Genomic DNA, 16,433 nt, shown 5'->3' with positions numbered 1-16,433 from the left:
TGACGGCCCGTGAGCGCGACCGAGCACCGCGGCGGCGGTGACGAACGGGTGGGCGAACTGGTGTCCCGCGCGTCGGGGCAACTGTCGCGATTGGTACGCGAGGAGATGCGGCTGGCCCAGGCGGAGATGACCCGGAAGGGCCGGCGCTTCGGCCTGGGCGGCGGACTCTTCGGCGGGGCGGGCCTCTTCGCGGTCCTGGCGCTGCAGGGGCTCGGCTCCGCCGCCGTCGCGGCCCTGGCGCTCGCGCTGCCGGTGTGGGCGGCGGCGCTGGTCGTCGCGGGGGTCCTGGCCCTGGTCGCGGCGGTACTTGCCGCGGCGGGCCGTAGGCAGTTCGGCCGGGCGGCCCCGCCCGCGCCTGAGGCCACCATCGACAGCGTCAAGGCCGACATCGCGGAACTCAAGGAAAGGGCACACCGATGACGAGCGACAAGTCACCGACGACCGACGAACTGCGTGAGCGCGTCGAGGCGACGCGCGAGGAACTGGGCCGCACCGTCGCGGCGCTGTCGGCGAAGACCGATGTCAAGGGCCGGCTGGCGGGCCGGGCCGGCCAGGCGGGCGCCAAGGCGCACGAGGCGGCGTCCCGGATAGGCGAGCTGGTCCGGGAGAAGACCCCGGAGCCGGCCCGGGACAAGGCCGTCGAGGCGGCCCGGCGGATGCGGCTCCAGGCTGTGCGCGCCGGGCGGCTGGCCCGCACGAAGGCCCCGGCGGTACGAGCACGTGCCGGCCGGACCACACGCGCCGCGCGGTCCCATCGCGCGCCCCTGCTGGGCGCCGGCGCGGCGATGGGGGTGTTGCTGTTGGTGCGCCGCGCCAGGAGGAGGCGCGGGTGAAGGCGTCGAAAATCGTCTACAAGCCCGTGGGACTGACCCTGGGCGCGGTCTCCGGGCTGATCGCCGGCGCGCTGTTCAAGCAGGCCTGGAAGACCCTCGGCCACGAACAGGACGCGCCCGACGCCACCGACGAGGACCGCTCCTGGGCCGAGGTGCTCACCGCGGCGGCGCTCCAGGGCGCGATCTTCGCCTTCGTCAAGGCGGCGGTCGACCGCGCGGGCGCGACCGCCACCCGGCGTCTCACCGGTGTCTGGCCCGGCTGAGGTTCACGTCGCGCCGGCGGTCTCCCGCTGAGCCGGGCGCCCTACCGGGAACTCCCCTCGGCCCCTCCCGTCGTTGGCTGCCACCGCCCATGAGGAGGACGTCGCCGCACGCGCCGGTTGTCAGTGGTGGCACATAGCGTGGTGGGCGTCCCGATCCGTGTGGCTTCTCGGAACCGGACTCCCGGAGGGCCGGCTCTGTGGCGGGGCCGGCCTCCCACCGACAGGTGGCACGACGCCCGCCGTGACGGGCAGCGCCGCGCTGCCGCCCGCTCTGATCCCTGAGCCCCGCCCCCGTACGGCCCGCGTACGACCGCCGACCGGGCGTGCGGGCGGCCCCGCCGCGACGCGCGGACGGACGCGCCCGGCACACCGGGCGCCAACCCGCCCTCCAGCACATATCATGCCGATGTCACCCTTTTGCCCGGAAATGTTCATGCGGGCCTCCGGGTGTCGTTCACGTTTTCCGATCACTCCACGCCGAGATGGTGCACGCACCGGCGAGCAGCGAAAGTGCAGGAGGTACGGCATGTCGGACCGGTTTCCCGATCTGCGGGTGCACTCCGTCCCCGCGGGACCCGAACTCGCCGGGCAGCATGAGTCCCATACGCGCCTGACCATGCTGCTCGGTCCCCACGGCGCCGCGCGCACCGAGGCCGTCCTGATCGGCGAGCTCGACGCCGCGACCGCGCCGGAAGTGCGCCGCGCCCTGTTCGCCGCCCTGGAGGCGGGGGACGGCCTCGACCTGGACCTGCGCGACGTCACCGACTGCGACGGGGCGGGACTGAACGCCCTGCTGGAGCTGCGCAACCGCGCCATGGCCGCGCACCGGACGCTGACCGTGACCGCCGCGAGCGACACCGTCCTGCGGCTGCTCGACCTCACCGGCAACCGCGGCGCGCTCACCCCGTCCCGCCCGTCGGCCCACCGGCTCGGCGCGGACGTCCGGCGCCTGTACACGGCGGTGTGCCTGGCCCTGCTGGACGCGGGCCTGCCGCTCGCACGGCACGCGGGCGGCGAGGACCGTCCCGTCGTGGAGGCGGGGCCGCGGGGCGTGGTCGTGCGCTGGGGCACCCTCCTCGGCACCGATGTGACGGCGCGGCATCCGGCCGGGGCGCACCGCCGCCCGCTCCACAGGGCGGTGCTGGACGCGCTGGCCCTCGCCGGGTTCCGCACGGTCGAGGACAGCACGGCGACCCGCGAGATCATCGTCACCGCCCTGCCGGAGCGGACCCGCCGCTGATCCCGCACCGCGCTCCTCCTGCGTGCCCGGCCGAAGCCGGGGTAGGCGGCAGCCAGGTACGCGGCTTGATCCCATGAACCACCCCGCAGGAGGACGATGTGCTGCTGGCCCACCCCGCCGTGCTGAACGACCTGGTCGACCGTTACGAGACGCTGAGGATGCTCGACGCTGGGGACCCCGAGGTGCGCCGCCGGATGGCGGACGTCTCGTACACGCTGTGCGTGGCGACCGGCACGCGGGACGTCGCCACGGCGCTGATCGCGGCGCGGCTGCGGCTGCCGGGGGCCCGGCCGGAGGACGATTCGGTGCTTGCCTGAGGCGCGTCCGCGTCCCCCGCGGCTGCCGGGAAGGAGAAGCGTTGCGCACGGTCGGTGTGGAGGAGGAACTCCTGCTGCTGGACGCGGAGTCCGGGGAGCCGCGGGCGTTGTCGACGGCGGTGCTGGCGTCGGCCGGTCGTGACGGCACGGCGGGCGGCCAGGTGTTCGAGGCGGAACTGCAGCGTCAGCAGGTGGAGTTCGCCACCCGGCCGCAGTCGCGGATGCAGGACCTGGCGGCGGAGATCGTGCGGTGGCGGGCGGAGGCCGCACGGCACGCCGAGGAGTCCGGTGGCGCGGTCGCGGCGCTGGCGACGTCGCCGTTGCCGGTGAGCCCGCAGCTGAGCACCGGGGAGCGGTACGGGTGGCTGCGGGAGCGGTACGGGCTGACCGCGCAGGAGACGCTGACCTGTGGCTGCCACGTCCATGTGTCGGTGGAGTCCGACGAGGAGGGCGTCGCGGTCCTGGACCGGATCCGCTGCTGGCTGCCGGTGCTGCTGGCGCTCAGCGGGAACTCGCCGTTCTGGCAGGGCCGGGACAGCGGCTACGCGAGCTACCGCAGCCGGGTGTGGGGCAGGTGGCCGTCGGCAGGGCCGGTGGAACCGTTCGGTTCCGCCGCCGCCTACCACGAGCAGGTGCGGGCCATGATCGCCACCGGCGCCCTCCGCGATGAGGGCATGGTGTACTTCGACGCCCGGCTGTCGCACGCTTACCCGACCGTCGAGGTCCGCGTCGCGGACGTGTGCCTGGACGCGTCCGCGACCGCGTTGCTGGCGACGTTGGTGCGGGCGCTGGTGGAGACCGCGGCCCGCGCGTGGCGGGCCGGTGAGCCGCCGTCAGCGCACGGCGTGGCCCTGCTGCGGCTGGCGACCTGGAGGGCGGCCCGCGAGGGCATCGACGGCCGCCTGGTCCACCCGGTGACCATGGAGCCCGCCCCGGCCGAGGCCGTGGTCCGCGCGCTGTTCGACCTCGTACGCGACGCCCTGGAGGACAACGGCGACCTGGTCCCCGCGCAGGACGCCCTCGCCGGGCTCCTCAAGACCGGCAACGGCGCCCGCGTCCAACGCGACCTGCTGCGCCGCACCGGCGACCTCCGCGAAGTCGCCGCGGCCTGCGTCCGCCTCACCCACACCTGACAGGGGTGCCCGGCCCCGGCCGGGCCAGGCACCCCTCACGCGGCGTCCTAGAAGAAGCCGAGCTTCTTCGGGGAGTAGCTGACCAGCAGGTTCTTGGTCTGCTGGTAGTGGTCGAGCATCATCTTGTGCGTCTCGCGGCCGATGCCCGACTGCTTGTAGCCGCCGAAGGCGGCGTGCGCCGGGTAGGCGTGGTAGCAGTTGGTCCAGACGCGGCCCGCCTGGATCGCGCGGCCGGCGCGGTAGGCGGTGCTGCCGTCGCGGGTCCACACGCCGGCGCCGAGGCCGTAGAGGGTGTCGTTGGCGGTGGCGATGGCGTCGTCGAAGTCGCCGAAGGAGGTGACGGCGACGACGGGGCCGAAGATCTCCTCCTGGAAGACGCGCATGCGGTTGTCGCCCTCGAGGATGGTCGGCCGGACGTAGTAGCCGCCGGCCAGTTCGCCGCCCAGGTCGGCGCGTTCGCCGCCGGTGAGGACCTTGGCTCCTTCCTGCTGGCCGATGTCGAAGTAGGAGAGGATCTTCTCCAGCTGGTCGTTGGAGGCCTGGGCACCGATCATGGTGGAGATGTCCAGCGGGTGGCCCTGGACGATCTTCTCGGTGCGGGTGACGGCCGCCTCGAGGAAGGCGTTGTAGTGGCCGCCCTGGATCAGCGCGCGGGACGGGCAGGTGCAGACCTCTCCCTGGTTGAGGGCGAACATCGTGAAGCCCTCGAGCGCCTTGTCGTAGAAGTCGTCGTCCGCGCTGGAGACGTCGTCGAAGAAGATGTTGGGACTCTTGCCGCCCAGCTCCAGGGTGACGGGCCTCAGGTTCTGCGAGGCGTACTGCATGATGAGCCGGCCCGTGGTCGTCTCACCGGTGAAGGCGACCTTGGCCACGCGCGGGCTGGAGGCGAGCGGCTTGCCGGCCTCGACGCCGAAGCCGTTGACGATGTTGACCACGCCGGGCGGCAGCAGGTCGGCGATCAGGCTCATCCAGAAGTGGATGGAGGCCGGGGTCTGTTCGGCCGGCTTGATGACGACGGCGTTGCCCGCGGCGAGGGCCGGGGCGAGCTTCCACGTCGCCATCAGGATCGGGAAGTTCCAGGGGATGATCTGCGCGACGACGCCCAGGGGCTCGTGGAAGTGGTAGGCGACGGTGTCGTCGTCGATCTCGGCGAGGCTGCCCTCCTGGGCGCGGATGGCACCCGCGAAGTAGCGGAAGTGGTCGATGGCCAGCGGGATGTCCGCGGCGAGGGTCTCCCTGACCGGCTTGCCGTTCTCCCAGCTCTCGGCGACGGCCAGTTCCTCCAGGTGCGCCTCCATGCGGTCCGCGATCTTGTTCAGGATGTTGGCCCGCTCGGTCACCGACGTACGGCCCCACGCCGGCGCGGCCGCGTGGGCGGCGTCGAGGGCCCGGTCGACGTCCTCGGCGGTGCCGCGGGCGACCTCGGTGAAGGTCTCCCCGGTGACCGGGGTCGGGTTCTCGAAGTACTCGCCGCGGGCGGGCGGCACGTACTCGCCGCCGATCCAGTGGTCGTAGCGGGGCTGGTACTTCATGATCGCGTCGTCGGAGCCGGGGTTGGCGTACCGGGTCATGGGGCGGCCTCCCATTGCGTGCCACCCGCTCCGTTGCGGACGGCGTTCGGCGCGACCGTAGGACACGCAAGGTTGCAACAGGGTTGCGGCGGAGCGCCACCGCGGAACTACACTCGGCAGCACCCCACCCGGTGCCGCCGGGCACCGGTCCGTGCCTACTTCCGGGGACGGCCATGACTGTCTCGTACGCGGCGTCCTACGCGGCCTGGCCGCCGGGAACCGATCCGGACCTCCTGCGGCGGGACGTGGCGCGCGCCCACGAGGAGTTCCTGACGACGGGTCGCCCCCCGCGCCCGGTGCGCGACGTCGTCCGCGACTCCTGGCAGCGCTCGCTCAGCCGCGGCGTGGACCCGGAGGCCGACGGCCCCCGCTCCCCCGGGCTCGGCGCCGCGGAGCTGCGGGACTACCGGCGGCAGCACCCGATGGCGGCGGTGCTGCCCGTCGTACGCAGCCTGCTCGTCGAACCGGCGCAGGACAGCGCCCAGTTGGTGGCGGTCGGCGACGAGCACGCCCGGTTGCTGTGGGTCGAGGGGACCCCGGGGCTGGCCGCGCGGGCCGAACGGATCGGCTTCGTCGAGGGCGCGGAGTGGGCCGAGGACGCGGCCGGCACCAACGCACCCGGCACCGCGGTCGCGCTCGGGCGGCCCCTGCAGATCTACGCGGGCGAGCACTTCATCCGTCCGGTGCACCCGTGGAGCTGCTCGGCGGCCCCGGTCCGCGACCCGGACACCGGCGCGGTCATCGGCGTCATCGACCTGACCGGCGGCGACCACATCGCGGCGCCGCACGCCCTGGCCCTGGTGCGCGCCACCGTGGCGGCGGCGGAGGCCGAACTGCGGTTGCTGCGGCTGCGCGGCGTGCTGCCGGCCGCCCCGGGATCGGCACCGGCCGCGGGGACCGCGACGGCCCGGCTGGAGGTGCTGGCCCGTGACCGGGCACAGCTGACCTCCCCGTACGGCACGGTCGAACTGAGCCCTCGCCATTCGGAGATCGTCTTCCTGCTGGCCCGGCATCCACGCGGGCTGGGCGCCGACGCGCTGGCGGTCCGGCTGCACGAGCACGAATCGGCCCGGGTCACCATGCGGGCCGAGATGTCGCGGCTGCGCCGGCTGCTCGGCCCGCAGGTGCTGGGCTCGCGCCCGTACCGGCTGCTGCTGCCGGCCACCACGGACGCGGACGAGGTCCGGGCCCTCCTCGCGCGCGGCGCCCACCGCCGGGCCCTGGCCCGCTACCCCGGGGCGCTGCTGCCCGCTTCGGACGCCCCGGCCATCGTCGACGCGCGCGAGGAACTCCACTGTGGGCTGCGTCGCGCCCTGCGTGACCGGGGCGACGCCAGGCTGCTGCTCGACTGGCTGGACCGGCCCGGCAACCACGGCGACGTCGACCTGCTGCAGGCGACGCTGCGCGCCCTGCCCCGCGAGTCGCCGCGGCGTCCAGTGCTGCGGGCGCTGCTCGACCGTGCCCGGCACTGACCTGCCGGGGCACACTGGTGGGGTGGATGATCCGAACATCGCGCACGTGAGCGCCGCGTCCCGGCTGGCCGACCCGGCCGAGGGCATCGGCATGGACGAACTGGGCCTGGCGGCCCGCAACCACGCGCTCCCCCTGGAGGCCCTGCGCTACGACGTCACGCCGCCCGGCCTGCACTACGTACTGGTCCACTTCGACATCCCGCCGGCCGACGCCAGGACCTGGCGGCTCACCGTCGGCGGCAGGGTCCGTACCCCGCTGGACCTGTCCGTGGACGACCTGCGCCGGTATCCGGCCGTCACGCACCGGGTCACCATGGAGTGCGCGGGCAACGGCCGCGCCGGACTGACCCCGCGCCCGGTCAGCCAGCCCTGGCTGACCGAGGCGGTCGGTACGGCCGACTGGACGGGCGTGCCGCTGCGCACGCTGCTGCGGGAGGCGGGCGTGGAGCCCGACGCCGTCGAGGCGGTCTTCACCGGCGCCGACCACGGCGTGGAGCGCGGGGTCGAACAGGACTACCAGCGCTCGCTCACGGTCGCGGCCGCCACCGCCGAGGACCCCGAGGTCCTGGTGGCGTACGCCATGAACGGCGCGCCCCTGCCGCCGCAGCACGGGCACCCCGTCCGCCTGGTCGTCCCCGGCTGGTACGGCATGGCGCACGTGAAGTGGCTGCGCGACATCACGCTCACGGACACGCCGTTCACCGGTTTCCAGCAGTCCGTCGCGTACCGCTTCCGGCAGGAGCCCGACGAGCCGGGCGAGCCGGTGACCCGCATCGCGCCGCGCGCCCTCATGGTGCCGCCCGGCTTCCCCGACTTCATGACGCGCACCCGTGTCGTCCGGCCGGGCCCGCAGCGCCTGGAGGGCCGGGCCTGGTCCGGCCGCGCGCCGGTCGTCGGCGTCGAGACGAGCACGGACGGCGGCCACACCTGGCAGGCGGCCGCACTCGCCGACGAGGGCCACCCCTGGGCCTGGCGGCACTGGCACACCACCTGGGAGGTGACGCCCGGCCACCACGTGCTCAGCGTCCGCGCCACCGACGCGGAGGGCCACACCCAGCCGCTGGAACAGCCCTGGAACCGCGGCGGCTTCGCCAACAACCTCGTCCAGCGCGTACCGGTGCTGTGCCTGGAGGCCGGCGCCTGATCTCCGCACGGCGCGGGGTCACGCGTCGAAGTGCAGCCAGTCGACGGCGTCGTGGGCCAGGGGCCCCAGAGCGCCGCGGTCGGTGGCTCTGGCCCGAACGTCGTACGCGTTCTCCCTCCACCCTTTCGAAACGCTCAGGACGAGCCCGGGTGCCACGTGGAAACGCCTGGCCGACCTGGGCTCCAGGGGCCGGAGGGGAACCGGGCGCAGTTCCCGGGTGAGCGGCTCGACCTCGGCTCCGCTGATTCCGTGTGCCAGCGCCACATAGTCGGCGCCCATCGCGGCCTCGTAGAGCGAGAACTGGAGGAGGAAGCCGCTGAGGGGTTCGTTCTCGGCGACCGGCGGTTCGTCGTCCACTCGGTGCCAGACGGTGGGGTCGTCCTCGGGCTCGCCGGGCGTCCACAGCGTGGACCAGCGGAACCCTCCCTGGTTCTCGACGCCGAGGACACGCATGTCGCCGCAGACGTCGGTCTCCCGGCCGGGGTCTTCGACCATGCGGTTCTGGACGCCCAGGACGCCGGGACGCCGCGCGGCCAGTCGGTAGAGCTGCCCGAGCCCTCCGGGCAGGTCCGCGCAGCCGCCAGGTACGACCGGTGGTTCCCCGTCGTCGGCGGTGGCTGGGTACCAGCCCGTGACGAACCGCTCCAGGGCGAGGGCACGGTCGCCGTTCACATGGTCCAGCCACTCCAGGCCGGGGCGGGTCGCGACGGGGTGCGGCGGGCGGACCCGCTGGAGCAGCGCCCGGCCGAGGGGCGTCTCCGGTCGTATTTTGCAGTCGTCGAGTTCGTACGCGGTGCCGCCGGGAGGAAGGTGTGAACCGATCTGTTCCGCGTGGCCCGTGCCGAGGTAGAGCAGTCCCTCGTCCACGCGGACGAGCAGATGGAAGCCGGCCCACTCCCAGAGCCGCTCCAGCACCGATGCCGGTGCGGGGCCGAGCAGACGAAGCTCCTGGGCGTTCCACACACCGCTGCGCCCCGGTACGTCCCCCGCCGCCACGATGATCAGCGTCCCGGCGGTGCCGATGATCATCGTCGCACCACCCACGGGGAGGCGCTCCACAGTGGACGCGGCGCCGATCAGCGCCAGCGCACGTCCTTCGTCGAGCACGTCCCCACGGGCGAGGCCCGAGTTCCCGTCAGCCATGCGGCCATCCTCCCGGACGGTCACCGGCGGGCCGTTCCTGGGGGCGGCAGGGCCAGGCACGGGGGCGGGGGGCGAACTAGCGTGGGGCGCATGGACGCCTCGAATGTGATCGGTGACTTCCTGCGGGCCCGGCGGGAACTCGTACGGCCCGAGGACGTCGGCCTCAACGGCGGTGGGCTGCGGCGCGTGCCGGGGCTGCGGCGCGAGGAGGTCGCCATGCTCGCGGGCATCAGCTCGGACTACTACCTCCGGCTGGAGCAGGGGCGGGACCGCAATCCGTCCGTGCAGGTCCTTGAGGCGCTCGCGGGTGTGCTGCGGCTGGACGCCGACGCGACGGCGTACCTGATCGGGCTGGTGGGACCCAAGCCGCGCAGGGCCAGGCGCCCCGCGCAGGAGAAGGTGCCGGGCCACGTCCTCCAGTTGCTCGGGCAGTTGCCGATGCCGGCGCTCGTACAGGGGAAGTACCTCGACGTCCTGGCCGCGAACGCCCTGGCGCGGGCACTGTCGCCGAACAACGTGCCGGGGGTGAACCGGCTCCGCGCGGCGTTCCTGGACCCGGAGGAGCGGGAGCTGCACCGGGACTGGCAGACCGCGACGGTGAACGCGGTGGCGAGTCTGCGCGCGGTGGCCGGGCCCGACCCCGACGACCCCCGGCTGGCCGCGCTCGTGGGCGAGCTCTCGCTGAAGAGCGACCGTTTCCGGATGCTGTGGGCGCGCCACGACGTGCACCGGCGCGAGGGCGCGATCGCCCGGATGCGGCACCCGCAGGTCGGCGACATGGACCTGTACCGGGAGAAGCTGAGCGTCAACGGCGCCGAGGGCCAGGTCCTGGTGATCTACCACGCCGAGCCCGGATCGGAGGCGGCACGCTCGCTGGCCCTGCTCGGCTCACTGGCCGCCGGCACCGCCGACGCGACCGTCCGCCCCGAGGCCCCCGCCCGGGCGGGCGAGCACCAGAAGCGGACCGACCGGGGTTAGGCCCGGGCTCCCGGTGCGCGGACCAGCAGGAACAGGGTGCGGCGGCGGTGGCTGAAGCCGATCGACTCGTAGAGCCGTACCGCGTTGGTGTTGCTCGCAGCGGCGTGCAGCAGCGGGGTGTCCCCGCGCTCCTTGATGCCCGCCGCGACGGCGCTCATCAGCCGGGTCGCCAGGCCGCGGCCGCGGTGGTCCGGGTGGGTGCAGACGGCGCTGATCTCCGTCCAGCCGGGCGGCTGGATGCGCTCCCCGGCCATGGCGATCAGCCGGCCGTCCTCCCGGATGCCGAGGTACGTGCCGAGTTCGAGGGTCTTCGGCAGGAAGGGGCCGGGCCGCGTGCGGGCGATCAGGTCCATGACGTCGTCGACGTCGGCGGGGCCGAGGCGTACGGCCTCCGGGGCGTGCTCGGCGTGGAGCGCGGTGTCGACCATCTGCATGCCCTCGCCGCCCTCCACGACCTCCCAGCCCTCGGGGATCACCGGTGAGCCGGTCACCAGGGCGGTACCGCCTGGGCCGAGCAGCTGGGCCAGGTCGTCCCAGGCGGCGGGGTCGGCCGGGTCGGCGAGGCCCGCGAAGACGGACACGTCGGACCGGTAGCGGGCGGCTCGGCCGCGGACCTCGGCGAAACCGGCGTGCGGCCCGGTGAGGGCGGCCCACACCGGGTTGTCCAGGGCGGGTGCCGCGTCGGCCCGGGCGGGCTCGCCGTCGGACTCCGCGGGGTGGGCGTGATCAACGGTGGTGGACATGGGTGGTGCTGGTCTCCGTCCATCGAGGGGCCGGCGGCTGTCGGGTGGGTGAACACCGTCGTGCCCGCCCGCAATCCCGGCCGGGGCCGGGATCCCCACCCTAGGCGGTGGTGATCGCGGGGCACCGCCCGCCCCGGGGCGCCGGGGACCGTCCCCTCGGCCGGGTTGCGCGGCACGACGGGCGTAATACGGTGGCCGGGAGGCGGGGGCTCGCGCTACGAGGGAGATGGCGCATGGCCACACTGGTCGCCGTGAGCGTCGGTATGCCCAAGAACGTGCCGTGGCAGGGCCGGACGACGTACACGGGCGTCTGGAAGGAGCCGGTCTCCGGGCCGCGCATGGTCCGGCGGCTCAACATCGACGGCGACGGGCAGGGCGACCTCGGCGGGCACGGCGGCGAGCAGCGGGCGGTGCTGGTGTACCAGCTGGACTCGTACCGCCACTGGCAGAAGGAGCTCGGGCGGGACGACCTCACCTTCGGCAACTTCGGCGAGAACTTCACCGTGGACGGGCTGCCCGACGACGAGGTGTGCATCGGGGACCGGTACCGCATCGGCGGCGCGGTCTTCGAGGTCACGCAGCCGCGCGTGACCTGCTACCGGGTCGGGATGCGCATGGCGGAGCCCAGGATGGCCGCGCTGCTGGTGGCCCACCGGCGCCCGGGCTTCTACTTGCGGGTGCTGGAGGAGGGCGAGGTCGCCGCGGGCGACGACATCGTCAAGCTCGGGACCGGGCCGGAGGCGATGACCGTTGCCGACATCGACGCGCTGCTGTACCTGCCCGGGCATCCCCGGGACCAGGTCGAGCGCGCCCTGCGCATCCCGGCGCTGAGCCCGGGGTGGCAGGCCTCGATGCGGGCGCTGCTCGACGCCCCGGCGGGGGACGGTGGCGGCGCGGCGGGCAACCCCGGGCTGACCGGCACGGCGGCCCCTCCCCCGGCGTGGCCGGGCTTCCGCCCGCTACGGGTGGCCCGGGTCCGGGACGAGAGCAGCAGCATCTTCTCGCTGACGCTGGCCGCTCAGGACGGCAGTCCGCTGCCGGCCGGAATGCCGGGCCAGTTCCTCACCGTCCGTATGCGGCCGGACCCCGACGGGCCGCCGCTGATCCGCACGTACTCCCTGTCGGGGCGGCCCGGCGCGGCGGAGTACCGGATCAGCGTCAAGCAGGAGCCGCACGGCGCGGGCAGCGGCTTCCTGCGGCGGCACGTGCGGGAGGGCGACCTGCTGGACGTCGCCGCGCCGCGCGGCACATTCGTCCTCGGGGAGGGCGACACGCCGGTGGTGCTGCTGTCCGCGGGGGTGGGCGCCACACCGGTGATGGCGATGCTGTACGCGCTGGCCGACGCGTGCGGCCGGCGCGAGGTGTGGTGGCTGCACGTGGCACGCGACGGCGAGAGCCATCCGTTCGCCGCGGAGTCCCGGGCCCTGGTGGGAAAGATGGCGGGCGCGCACGCCTACATCGCCTACAGCAGGCCGCGCGAGAGCGACCGTGCGGGCGCCGACTACACCGGGGCGGGCCGGCTCGACACGGCGCGGATCGCCGCGCTGGACCTGCCGCCGGACGCGGACGCCTACATCTGCGGACCGCAGGGCTTCATGGACGACATGGCGGAGGCGCTGGCAGCGGGGGGACTGGCCGCGGACCGCATCCACCGGGAGACCTTCGGCGCGCTGTCCTCGATCAACCCCGGCGTGGTCGACGCGACGGCCCGCACCCCGCACCCGCCCGCTGCCCCTCCCGGCGAGCCGACGGGTCCATCGGTGTCCTTCGCCCGCAGCGGCCTGAGCGTGCCGTGGCACCCGGCGTACGGCACGCTCCTCGAACTCGCGGAGGCGTGCGACGTGCCGACCCGCTGGTCGTGCCGCACCGGGGTCTGCCACACCTGCGAGACCCAGGTCCTGACGGGCGGTGTCGCATACGCGCCGGAGCCCGTCGACGAACCCGCCGAGGGCAACGCCCTCATCTGCTGCTCGCAGCCGCGCACGGACGTGGTGCTCGACCTGTAGGACGCCCCGCCCCGAAGCCCCGAATCCGCGTTGACGTGCGCGTTCGCATGCCACACAGTGGTGCGGCCCCGAACGGGGCGCACGAATTCAGGGGCGGGACACATGACGACGACGGACGAGTACCTGGGCCTTTGCGCCGACCTCCACGCCGCGGGCGGCCACGCGGCGGTGCGCAGGACCGCCCGGGAAGGGCTGCGGCAGGACCCCACGTCCGCCGACCTCCACTGCTGGCTGGCCCTCGGGCACGTCGGCGAGGACGAGGACGACCACGACGACGAGGCGGAGAAGGCCTTCCGGGCGGGACTGGAACTCGCCCCGGACCACCTCGGACTGCTCGCCGGGTACGCCGGGTTCTGCCTCGCCGCCGACGCGTTCGAGCACCCCGGGCGGGCCGCCCGCGCGCGGACCCTGCTGGAACGGCTCGAGCGCCTCGCACCCGACGCCCCGGAGACCGAGCGCGCCCAGGCGGCTCTGCGGTGGTCGCAGCGCTCGTGGTGGGAGGACGTCCGCATGCAGGCGGCGGCCGCCCGGCTGGAGCAGGGCAGCGCCCAGGCGCAGAGCGACGACCTCGCGCACGCCCTGCGCGACAGCACGGCGGAGGAGGCCCGGCACCGCGCCGAGGCATGGTCGCGGGGCCGGCCGGAGGACCACCGGGCCGCCGTGCTGGCGGCCACGCTCGCCGAACTGTCCGGCCCGGCGAAGGCGCCCCTGCGACTGCTCGCCCGGCACCGGGCACCTGCCTGGGCGGCCGCCGCCGTCCTCGCCTACGGCACGAACGCGCTGCTGCGCTCTGTCGACCTCGCCCACGGGCTGGTCGTGTGGGGCTGGGCGTGGCTCCTGCCGGTCTTCGTCCTCGACCGCAGGCTCTCCGCCGCGCGCCGCCGCGCCCAGGAGCAGGTGGTGGCCCGGATGGAGACGCGCCTGGCCCCCGCCGCGCCCGCCCCCGGCGACTGACGCCGCCACGGGCCGCGCGAGGTCGTTGGGCCGCCAGGACCACGAGCGGCCCGCGGCCCGGACACGCGCGCCGGACCGCCACGCGGCCCCGGGCGGTCAGCCGCGGTTCGCGGGCTGGGGGAGGTCCTGGTCCTGCAGGGCCATGAGCTGGTCCGGGGTCGGGTCGTCAAGCTCGGCGACGCGCTGCGCCTGCCGTTCGGTCATCTCCTGGAACATCTGGCGCGCGGAACGGCCGTTGCCGAAGCCCTCGCCGCGCGGGAGGAGCTCGAAGAGGCGGGTGAGCTCCTCGCGGGCGGCGGGGGTGAGTTCGTACTGGTGCTCCGCGGCCTGGTACTCGACGATCGAGACCAGTTCGTCCGCGGCGTAGTCCTCGAAGAGGAGCGTGCGGCCGAACCGGGAGGACAGGCCCGGGTTGGAGCTGATGAAGCGGTCCATGTCGCCGGGGTAGCCGGCCGCGATGACGACGACGTCGTCGCGGTGGTCCTCCATGAGCTTGACCAGGGTGCCGACGGCCTCCGTGCCGAAGTCGTTCCCGGCCCCGACCGGGGCGAGGGTGTAGGCCTCGTCGATGAAGAGCACGCCGCCCAGCGCGCGGTTGAAGGCGGCAGTGGTCTTGGGGCCGGTGTGGCCGACGTACTCGCCGACCAGGGCCGTACGGTCGACCTCCACGAGGTGGCCCTCGCGCAGCAGTCCGAGCGCCTTCAGGAGCCGGCCGTACAGGCGCGCCACGGTGGTCTTGCCGGTGCCGGGGTTGCCCGCGAAGATCAGGTGCCGGCTGAGCGGCGGGGCGGGCAGCCCGGCCTCCTCACGGCGCCGGACCGTCTGCATCAGCTTCACCAGCGAGCCGACGTCGCGCTTGACGCGGTCGAGGCCGACGAGGGCGTTCAGCTCGCCCAGCAGGTCCTCCAGGGTCTCCTCGGGCGCTTCCTCCTCGTCGGCGGTGGCCAGCGGGCGCGTCCCTGCCGGCGGGGCGCCGGGTACGCCCGGGGCGGCGCGCACCGCCGGGGCGGCCGCGGGTTCCCCGAACGTCAGCGGGACGCCGTCCGCGGTGCAGTCGTCGAGCTGCGGGGCCGCGCCCTCGTCCGTGCCGAGCGCGTCCGCGCAGTCGCGGATCCGGCAGTGCCGGAGTACGGGGTCCGCCCCCGCGCCCACGTGGAGCGCCGGGAACCCGGAGCCGGACACGTCGAGGGAGGTGAAGGTGCCGCCCGCACCCTCGGCGAGGAAGACGCCGTTCTTGGCGGGCCGGTCGATGCGCAGGTCCGCGACCGTGGGCCGTGCCCCGGTCCACACGACGACGCCGGAGCCCGCGCAGTCCTCCACCGAGCCGCCGTTGACGGTGGCTTCGGCTCCCTTGTCGACGACGACGCCCGCCGCGCCCGCCCCGGTGACCCGTATGCCGGTGAGGACCGCGGTACCACCGGTCGCGACCCGCACCCCGATGTCCTTGGTGCCGGTGACCGTGGTGTGCTCGACCCTGCTCTCGGAGGCCGAGCCGACGCCGATGCCCGTCGCGACGTCGTCGATGCGGCAGCCGGTGACCGTCGCCACGGCCTGCTCGTCCACGGCGACGCCGGTCATGCCCACGTTCCTGATCCCGCAGTCCGCGAGGTCGAGGCGGGCCTCGCCCGCCGCGTGGACGCCGTGCTCGGCGCAGTCGCGGACGAGGCAGTCGGTCAGCTGCCCGGTGGCCGTGCCGGACAGGTGGACGGCGCTGAAGGCGCTGCGGTCGATCCGGCAGTCCGCGAGGCGGGCCTGCGCGGCGCCCGTGACCAGCAGCCCGTTGGCGCCGGCGTCGGCGACGGCGCAGCCCTGCGCGTTGAACACGCCGTTGTCCTGGACGACCACCCCGCTGGCGGAGGCGCCGCGGATCCGGCAGTCGGTGAGCTCGGCGCGCGCCGTTCCGGTCACGTGCACACCGGCCGCGCCGGGCGACTCGATCCGCAGTTCGCCGGCCGTGGCCTCGGCGGCCTCCTCCAGCAGCAGCCCGGCCCGGCCGGTGCCGGTCAGCGTGGAGTCGGCGAGCCGCAGGCGTGCGCTGCCGCGCAGCCGGACGCCCGATCCCGTCGTACGGTCCAGGCGCAGCCGGGCCGCGTCCAGCCGGGCCGTGCCCGACAGCACGACGCCCGTGCCGTCCACGCCCGTGACGCTGGTGTCCTCCACCCGGGCGCGGACCGCCCCGGCCAGGTGCAGGCCGGCCAGCCGGGCGCGTTCGAGGCGGCAGCGCCGCAGGATCAGGGCGGTCGTCCCGCTCTCCTCGTCCTCCGGGCCGCGGGCCTGGATACGGCCGCCCTCGACGGCGCAGTCCTCCAGGACCAGCCCGGCGCCCGGCGAGACGGCGATCGCGGGGGCGCCGTCGTCGGCGCCCCACACGGTGACGCCGTGCACGGCGCAGTCCGGGCCGTCGACGGTCAGCGCGGGCCGGTCCCCGGGAGGCGCGGCCAGCACGACGCTGCCGCGGCCGTGCTCGGCCGTGAGCACGACGGCGCGGTCCAGCACCACGGCCTCGGTCCAGGTGCCCGGGGCGATCACCACCACGTCGCCGGGGGCGGCGGCGCGCACCGCGTCGGCGATCCGGTGGAAGGCGCCGCGGCCGCCTTGTCCTTTGGGGGCCACGGTGTGACGGGTCATGTTCCGGA

General features: G+C 74.7%; 15 protein-coding genes. 11 read left to right on the top strand and 4 right to left on the bottom strand.

The features are described from left to right. The first annotated feature begins 9 nt into the window (after positions 1–9). The 6 genes from PV410_RS32760 (at position 10) to PV410_RS32735 (ending at position 3,786) form a co-directional block, all read left to right on the top strand. Complete coding sequence (locus tag PV410_RS32760) at positions 10–420, top strand: phage holin family protein (RefSeq protein WP_500329380.1); 411 nt, start codon at positions 10–12, stop codon at positions 418–420. Continuing rightward, positions 417–833: a DUF3618 domain-containing protein gene (locus PV410_RS32755; RefSeq protein ID WP_500329379.1), complete on the top strand. Its 417-nt coding sequence runs from the start codon at positions 417–419 to the stop codon at positions 831–833. Before PV410_RS32760 ends, PV410_RS32755 begins: the two co-directional genes overlap by 4 nt. Then, complete coding sequence (locus PV410_RS32750; protein WP_500329378.1) at positions 830–1,096, top strand: DUF4235 domain-containing protein; 267 nt, start codon at positions 830–832, stop codon at positions 1,094–1,096. The genes PV410_RS32755 and PV410_RS32750 overlap by 4 nt, the downstream gene beginning before the upstream one ends. Before the next feature lie 526 nt (positions 1,097–1,622). Beyond that, positions 1,623–2,336 carry an STAS domain-containing protein gene (locus PV410_RS32745; protein WP_500329377.1) on the top strand — a complete coding sequence of 238 codons (714 nt, stop codon included), beginning with the start codon at positions 1,623–1,625 and terminating at the stop codon, positions 2,334–2,336. A 98-nt stretch (positions 2,337–2,434) separates the two neighbouring features. Beyond that, positions 2,435–2,653, top strand: a complete 219-nt coding sequence (locus PV410_RS32740) for a DUF5133 domain-containing protein (protein ID WP_500329376.1) — start codon at positions 2,435–2,437, stop codon at positions 2,651–2,653. A 41-nt stretch (positions 2,654–2,694) separates the two neighbouring features. Beyond that, a complete protein-coding gene (locus PV410_RS32735) occupies positions 2,695–3,786 on the top strand; it encodes a glutamate--cysteine ligase (protein ID WP_500329375.1) in 1,092 nt (363 codons plus the stop codon). Positions 3,787–3,833: 47 nt separating this feature from the next. Here PV410_RS32735 and exaC read toward each other — a convergent pair whose 3' ends face one another. After that, positions 3,834–5,357 (bottom strand): acetaldehyde dehydrogenase ExaC, encoded by a 1,524-nt coding sequence (gene exaC / locus PV410_RS32730; RefSeq protein WP_499509404.1) that lies wholly within the window; start codon positions 5,355–5,357, stop codon positions 3,834–3,836. A gap of 173 nt (positions 5,358–5,530) precedes the next feature. On the opposite strand from exaC, the gene PV410_RS32725 reads away from it, so the two are divergent. Next, positions 5,531–6,829: a GAF domain-containing protein gene (locus PV410_RS32725; protein ID WP_500329374.1), complete on the top strand. Its 1,299-nt coding sequence runs from the start codon at positions 5,531–5,533 to the stop codon at positions 6,827–6,829. A gap of 91 nt (positions 6,830–6,920) precedes the next feature. After that, positions 6,921–7,973 carry a sulfite oxidase gene (locus PV410_RS32720; protein ID WP_500329412.1) on the top strand — a complete coding sequence of 351 codons (1,053 nt, stop codon included), beginning with the start codon at positions 6,921–6,923 and terminating at the stop codon, positions 7,971–7,973. Positions 7,974–7,991: 18 nt separating this feature from the next. On the opposite strand, the gene PV410_RS32715 is transcribed toward PV410_RS32720, so the two are convergent. After that, positions 7,992–9,116: a hypothetical protein gene (locus tag PV410_RS32715; RefSeq protein WP_500329373.1), complete on the bottom strand. Its 1,125-nt coding sequence runs from the start codon at positions 9,114–9,116 to the stop codon at positions 7,992–7,994. 90 nt (positions 9,117–9,206) lie between these two features. On the opposite strand from PV410_RS32715, the gene PV410_RS32710 reads away from it, so the two are divergent. Beyond that, a complete protein-coding gene (locus PV410_RS32710) occupies positions 9,207–10,094 on the top strand; it encodes a helix-turn-helix domain-containing protein (RefSeq protein ID WP_500329372.1) in 888 nt (295 codons plus the stop codon). On the opposite strand, the gene PV410_RS32705 is transcribed toward PV410_RS32710, so the two are convergent. Next, positions 10,091–10,837, bottom strand: a complete 747-nt coding sequence (locus PV410_RS32705; protein WP_500329371.1) for a GNAT family N-acetyltransferase — start codon at positions 10,835–10,837, stop codon at positions 10,091–10,093. The genes PV410_RS32710 and PV410_RS32705 overlap by 4 nt on opposite strands. A gap of 233 nt (positions 10,838–11,070) precedes the next feature. Here PV410_RS32705 and PV410_RS32700 point away from each other — a divergent pair, with 233 nt between their 5' ends. Together PV410_RS32700 and PV410_RS32695 are read left to right on the top strand one after the other, a co-directional pair. Continuing rightward, the gene (locus PV410_RS32700) at positions 11,071–12,843 is read left to right on the top strand and encodes an MOSC domain-containing protein (protein WP_500329370.1); all 1,773 of its coding nucleotides are present in this window, start codon (positions 11,071–11,073) and stop codon (positions 12,841–12,843) included. Between the two features lie 102 nt (positions 12,844–12,945). After that, positions 12,946–13,797 carry a hypothetical protein gene (locus tag PV410_RS32695; protein ID WP_500329369.1) on the top strand — a complete coding sequence of 284 codons (852 nt, stop codon included), beginning with the start codon at positions 12,946–12,948 and terminating at the stop codon, positions 13,795–13,797. 96 nt (positions 13,798–13,893) lie between these two features. On the opposite strand, the gene PV410_RS32690 is transcribed toward PV410_RS32695, so the two are convergent. Then, the gene (locus tag PV410_RS32690) at positions 13,894–16,425 is read right to left on the bottom strand and encodes a right-handed parallel beta-helix repeat-containing protein (RefSeq protein ID WP_500329368.1); all 2,532 of its coding nucleotides are present in this window, start codon (positions 16,423–16,425) and stop codon (positions 13,894–13,896) included. Positions 16,426–16,433 lie beyond the last annotated feature (8 nt).

Origin of the sequence: Streptomyces sp. PA03-5A, assembly GCF_033792725.1 — a bacterium.
Lineage (GTDB): Bacteria > Actinomycetota > Actinomycetes > Streptomycetales > Streptomycetaceae > Actinacidiphila.
Note: the sequence above shows the minus strand (reverse complement) of the source record. Positions and strands in the feature narration are given on the sequence as shown.

Coding starts and splice junctions, on each gene's coding strand:
- PV410_RS32745 (WP_500329377.1), top strand. CDS start 1,623: ATGTCGGACCGGTTTCCCGATCTGCGGGTGCACTCCGTCCCCGCGGGA.
- PV410_RS32715 (WP_500329373.1), bottom strand. CDS start 9,116: ATGGCTGACGGGAACTCGGGCCTCGCCCGTGGGGACGTGCTCGACGAA.
- exaC (WP_499509404.1), bottom strand. CDS start 5,357: ATGACCCGGTACGCCAACCCCGGCTCCGACGACGCGATCATGAAGTAC.
- PV410_RS32720 (WP_500329412.1), top strand. CDS start 6,921: ATGGACGAACTGGGCCTGGCGGCCCGCAACCACGCGCTCCCCCTGGAG.
- PV410_RS32725 (WP_500329374.1), top strand. CDS start 5,531: ATGACTGTCTCGTACGCGGCGTCCTACGCGGCCTGGCCGCCGGGAACC.
- PV410_RS32700 (WP_500329370.1), top strand. CDS start 11,071: ATGGCCACACTGGTCGCCGTGAGCGTCGGTATGCCCAAGAACGTGCCG.
- PV410_RS32710 (WP_500329372.1), top strand. CDS start 9,207: ATGGACGCCTCGAATGTGATCGGTGACTTCCTGCGGGCCCGGCGGGAA.
- PV410_RS32705 (WP_500329371.1), bottom strand. CDS start 10,837: ATGTCCACCACCGTTGATCACGCCCACCCCGCGGAGTCCGACGGCGAG.
- PV410_RS32695 (WP_500329369.1), top strand. CDS start 12,946: ATGACGACGACGGACGAGTACCTGGGCCTTTGCGCCGACCTCCACGCC.
- PV410_RS32690 (WP_500329368.1), bottom strand. CDS start 16,425: ATGACCCGTCACACCGTGGCCCCCAAAGGACAAGGCGGCCGCGGCGCC.
- PV410_RS32755 (WP_500329379.1), top strand. CDS start 417: ATGACGAGCGACAAGTCACCGACGACCGACGAACTGCGTGAGCGCGTC.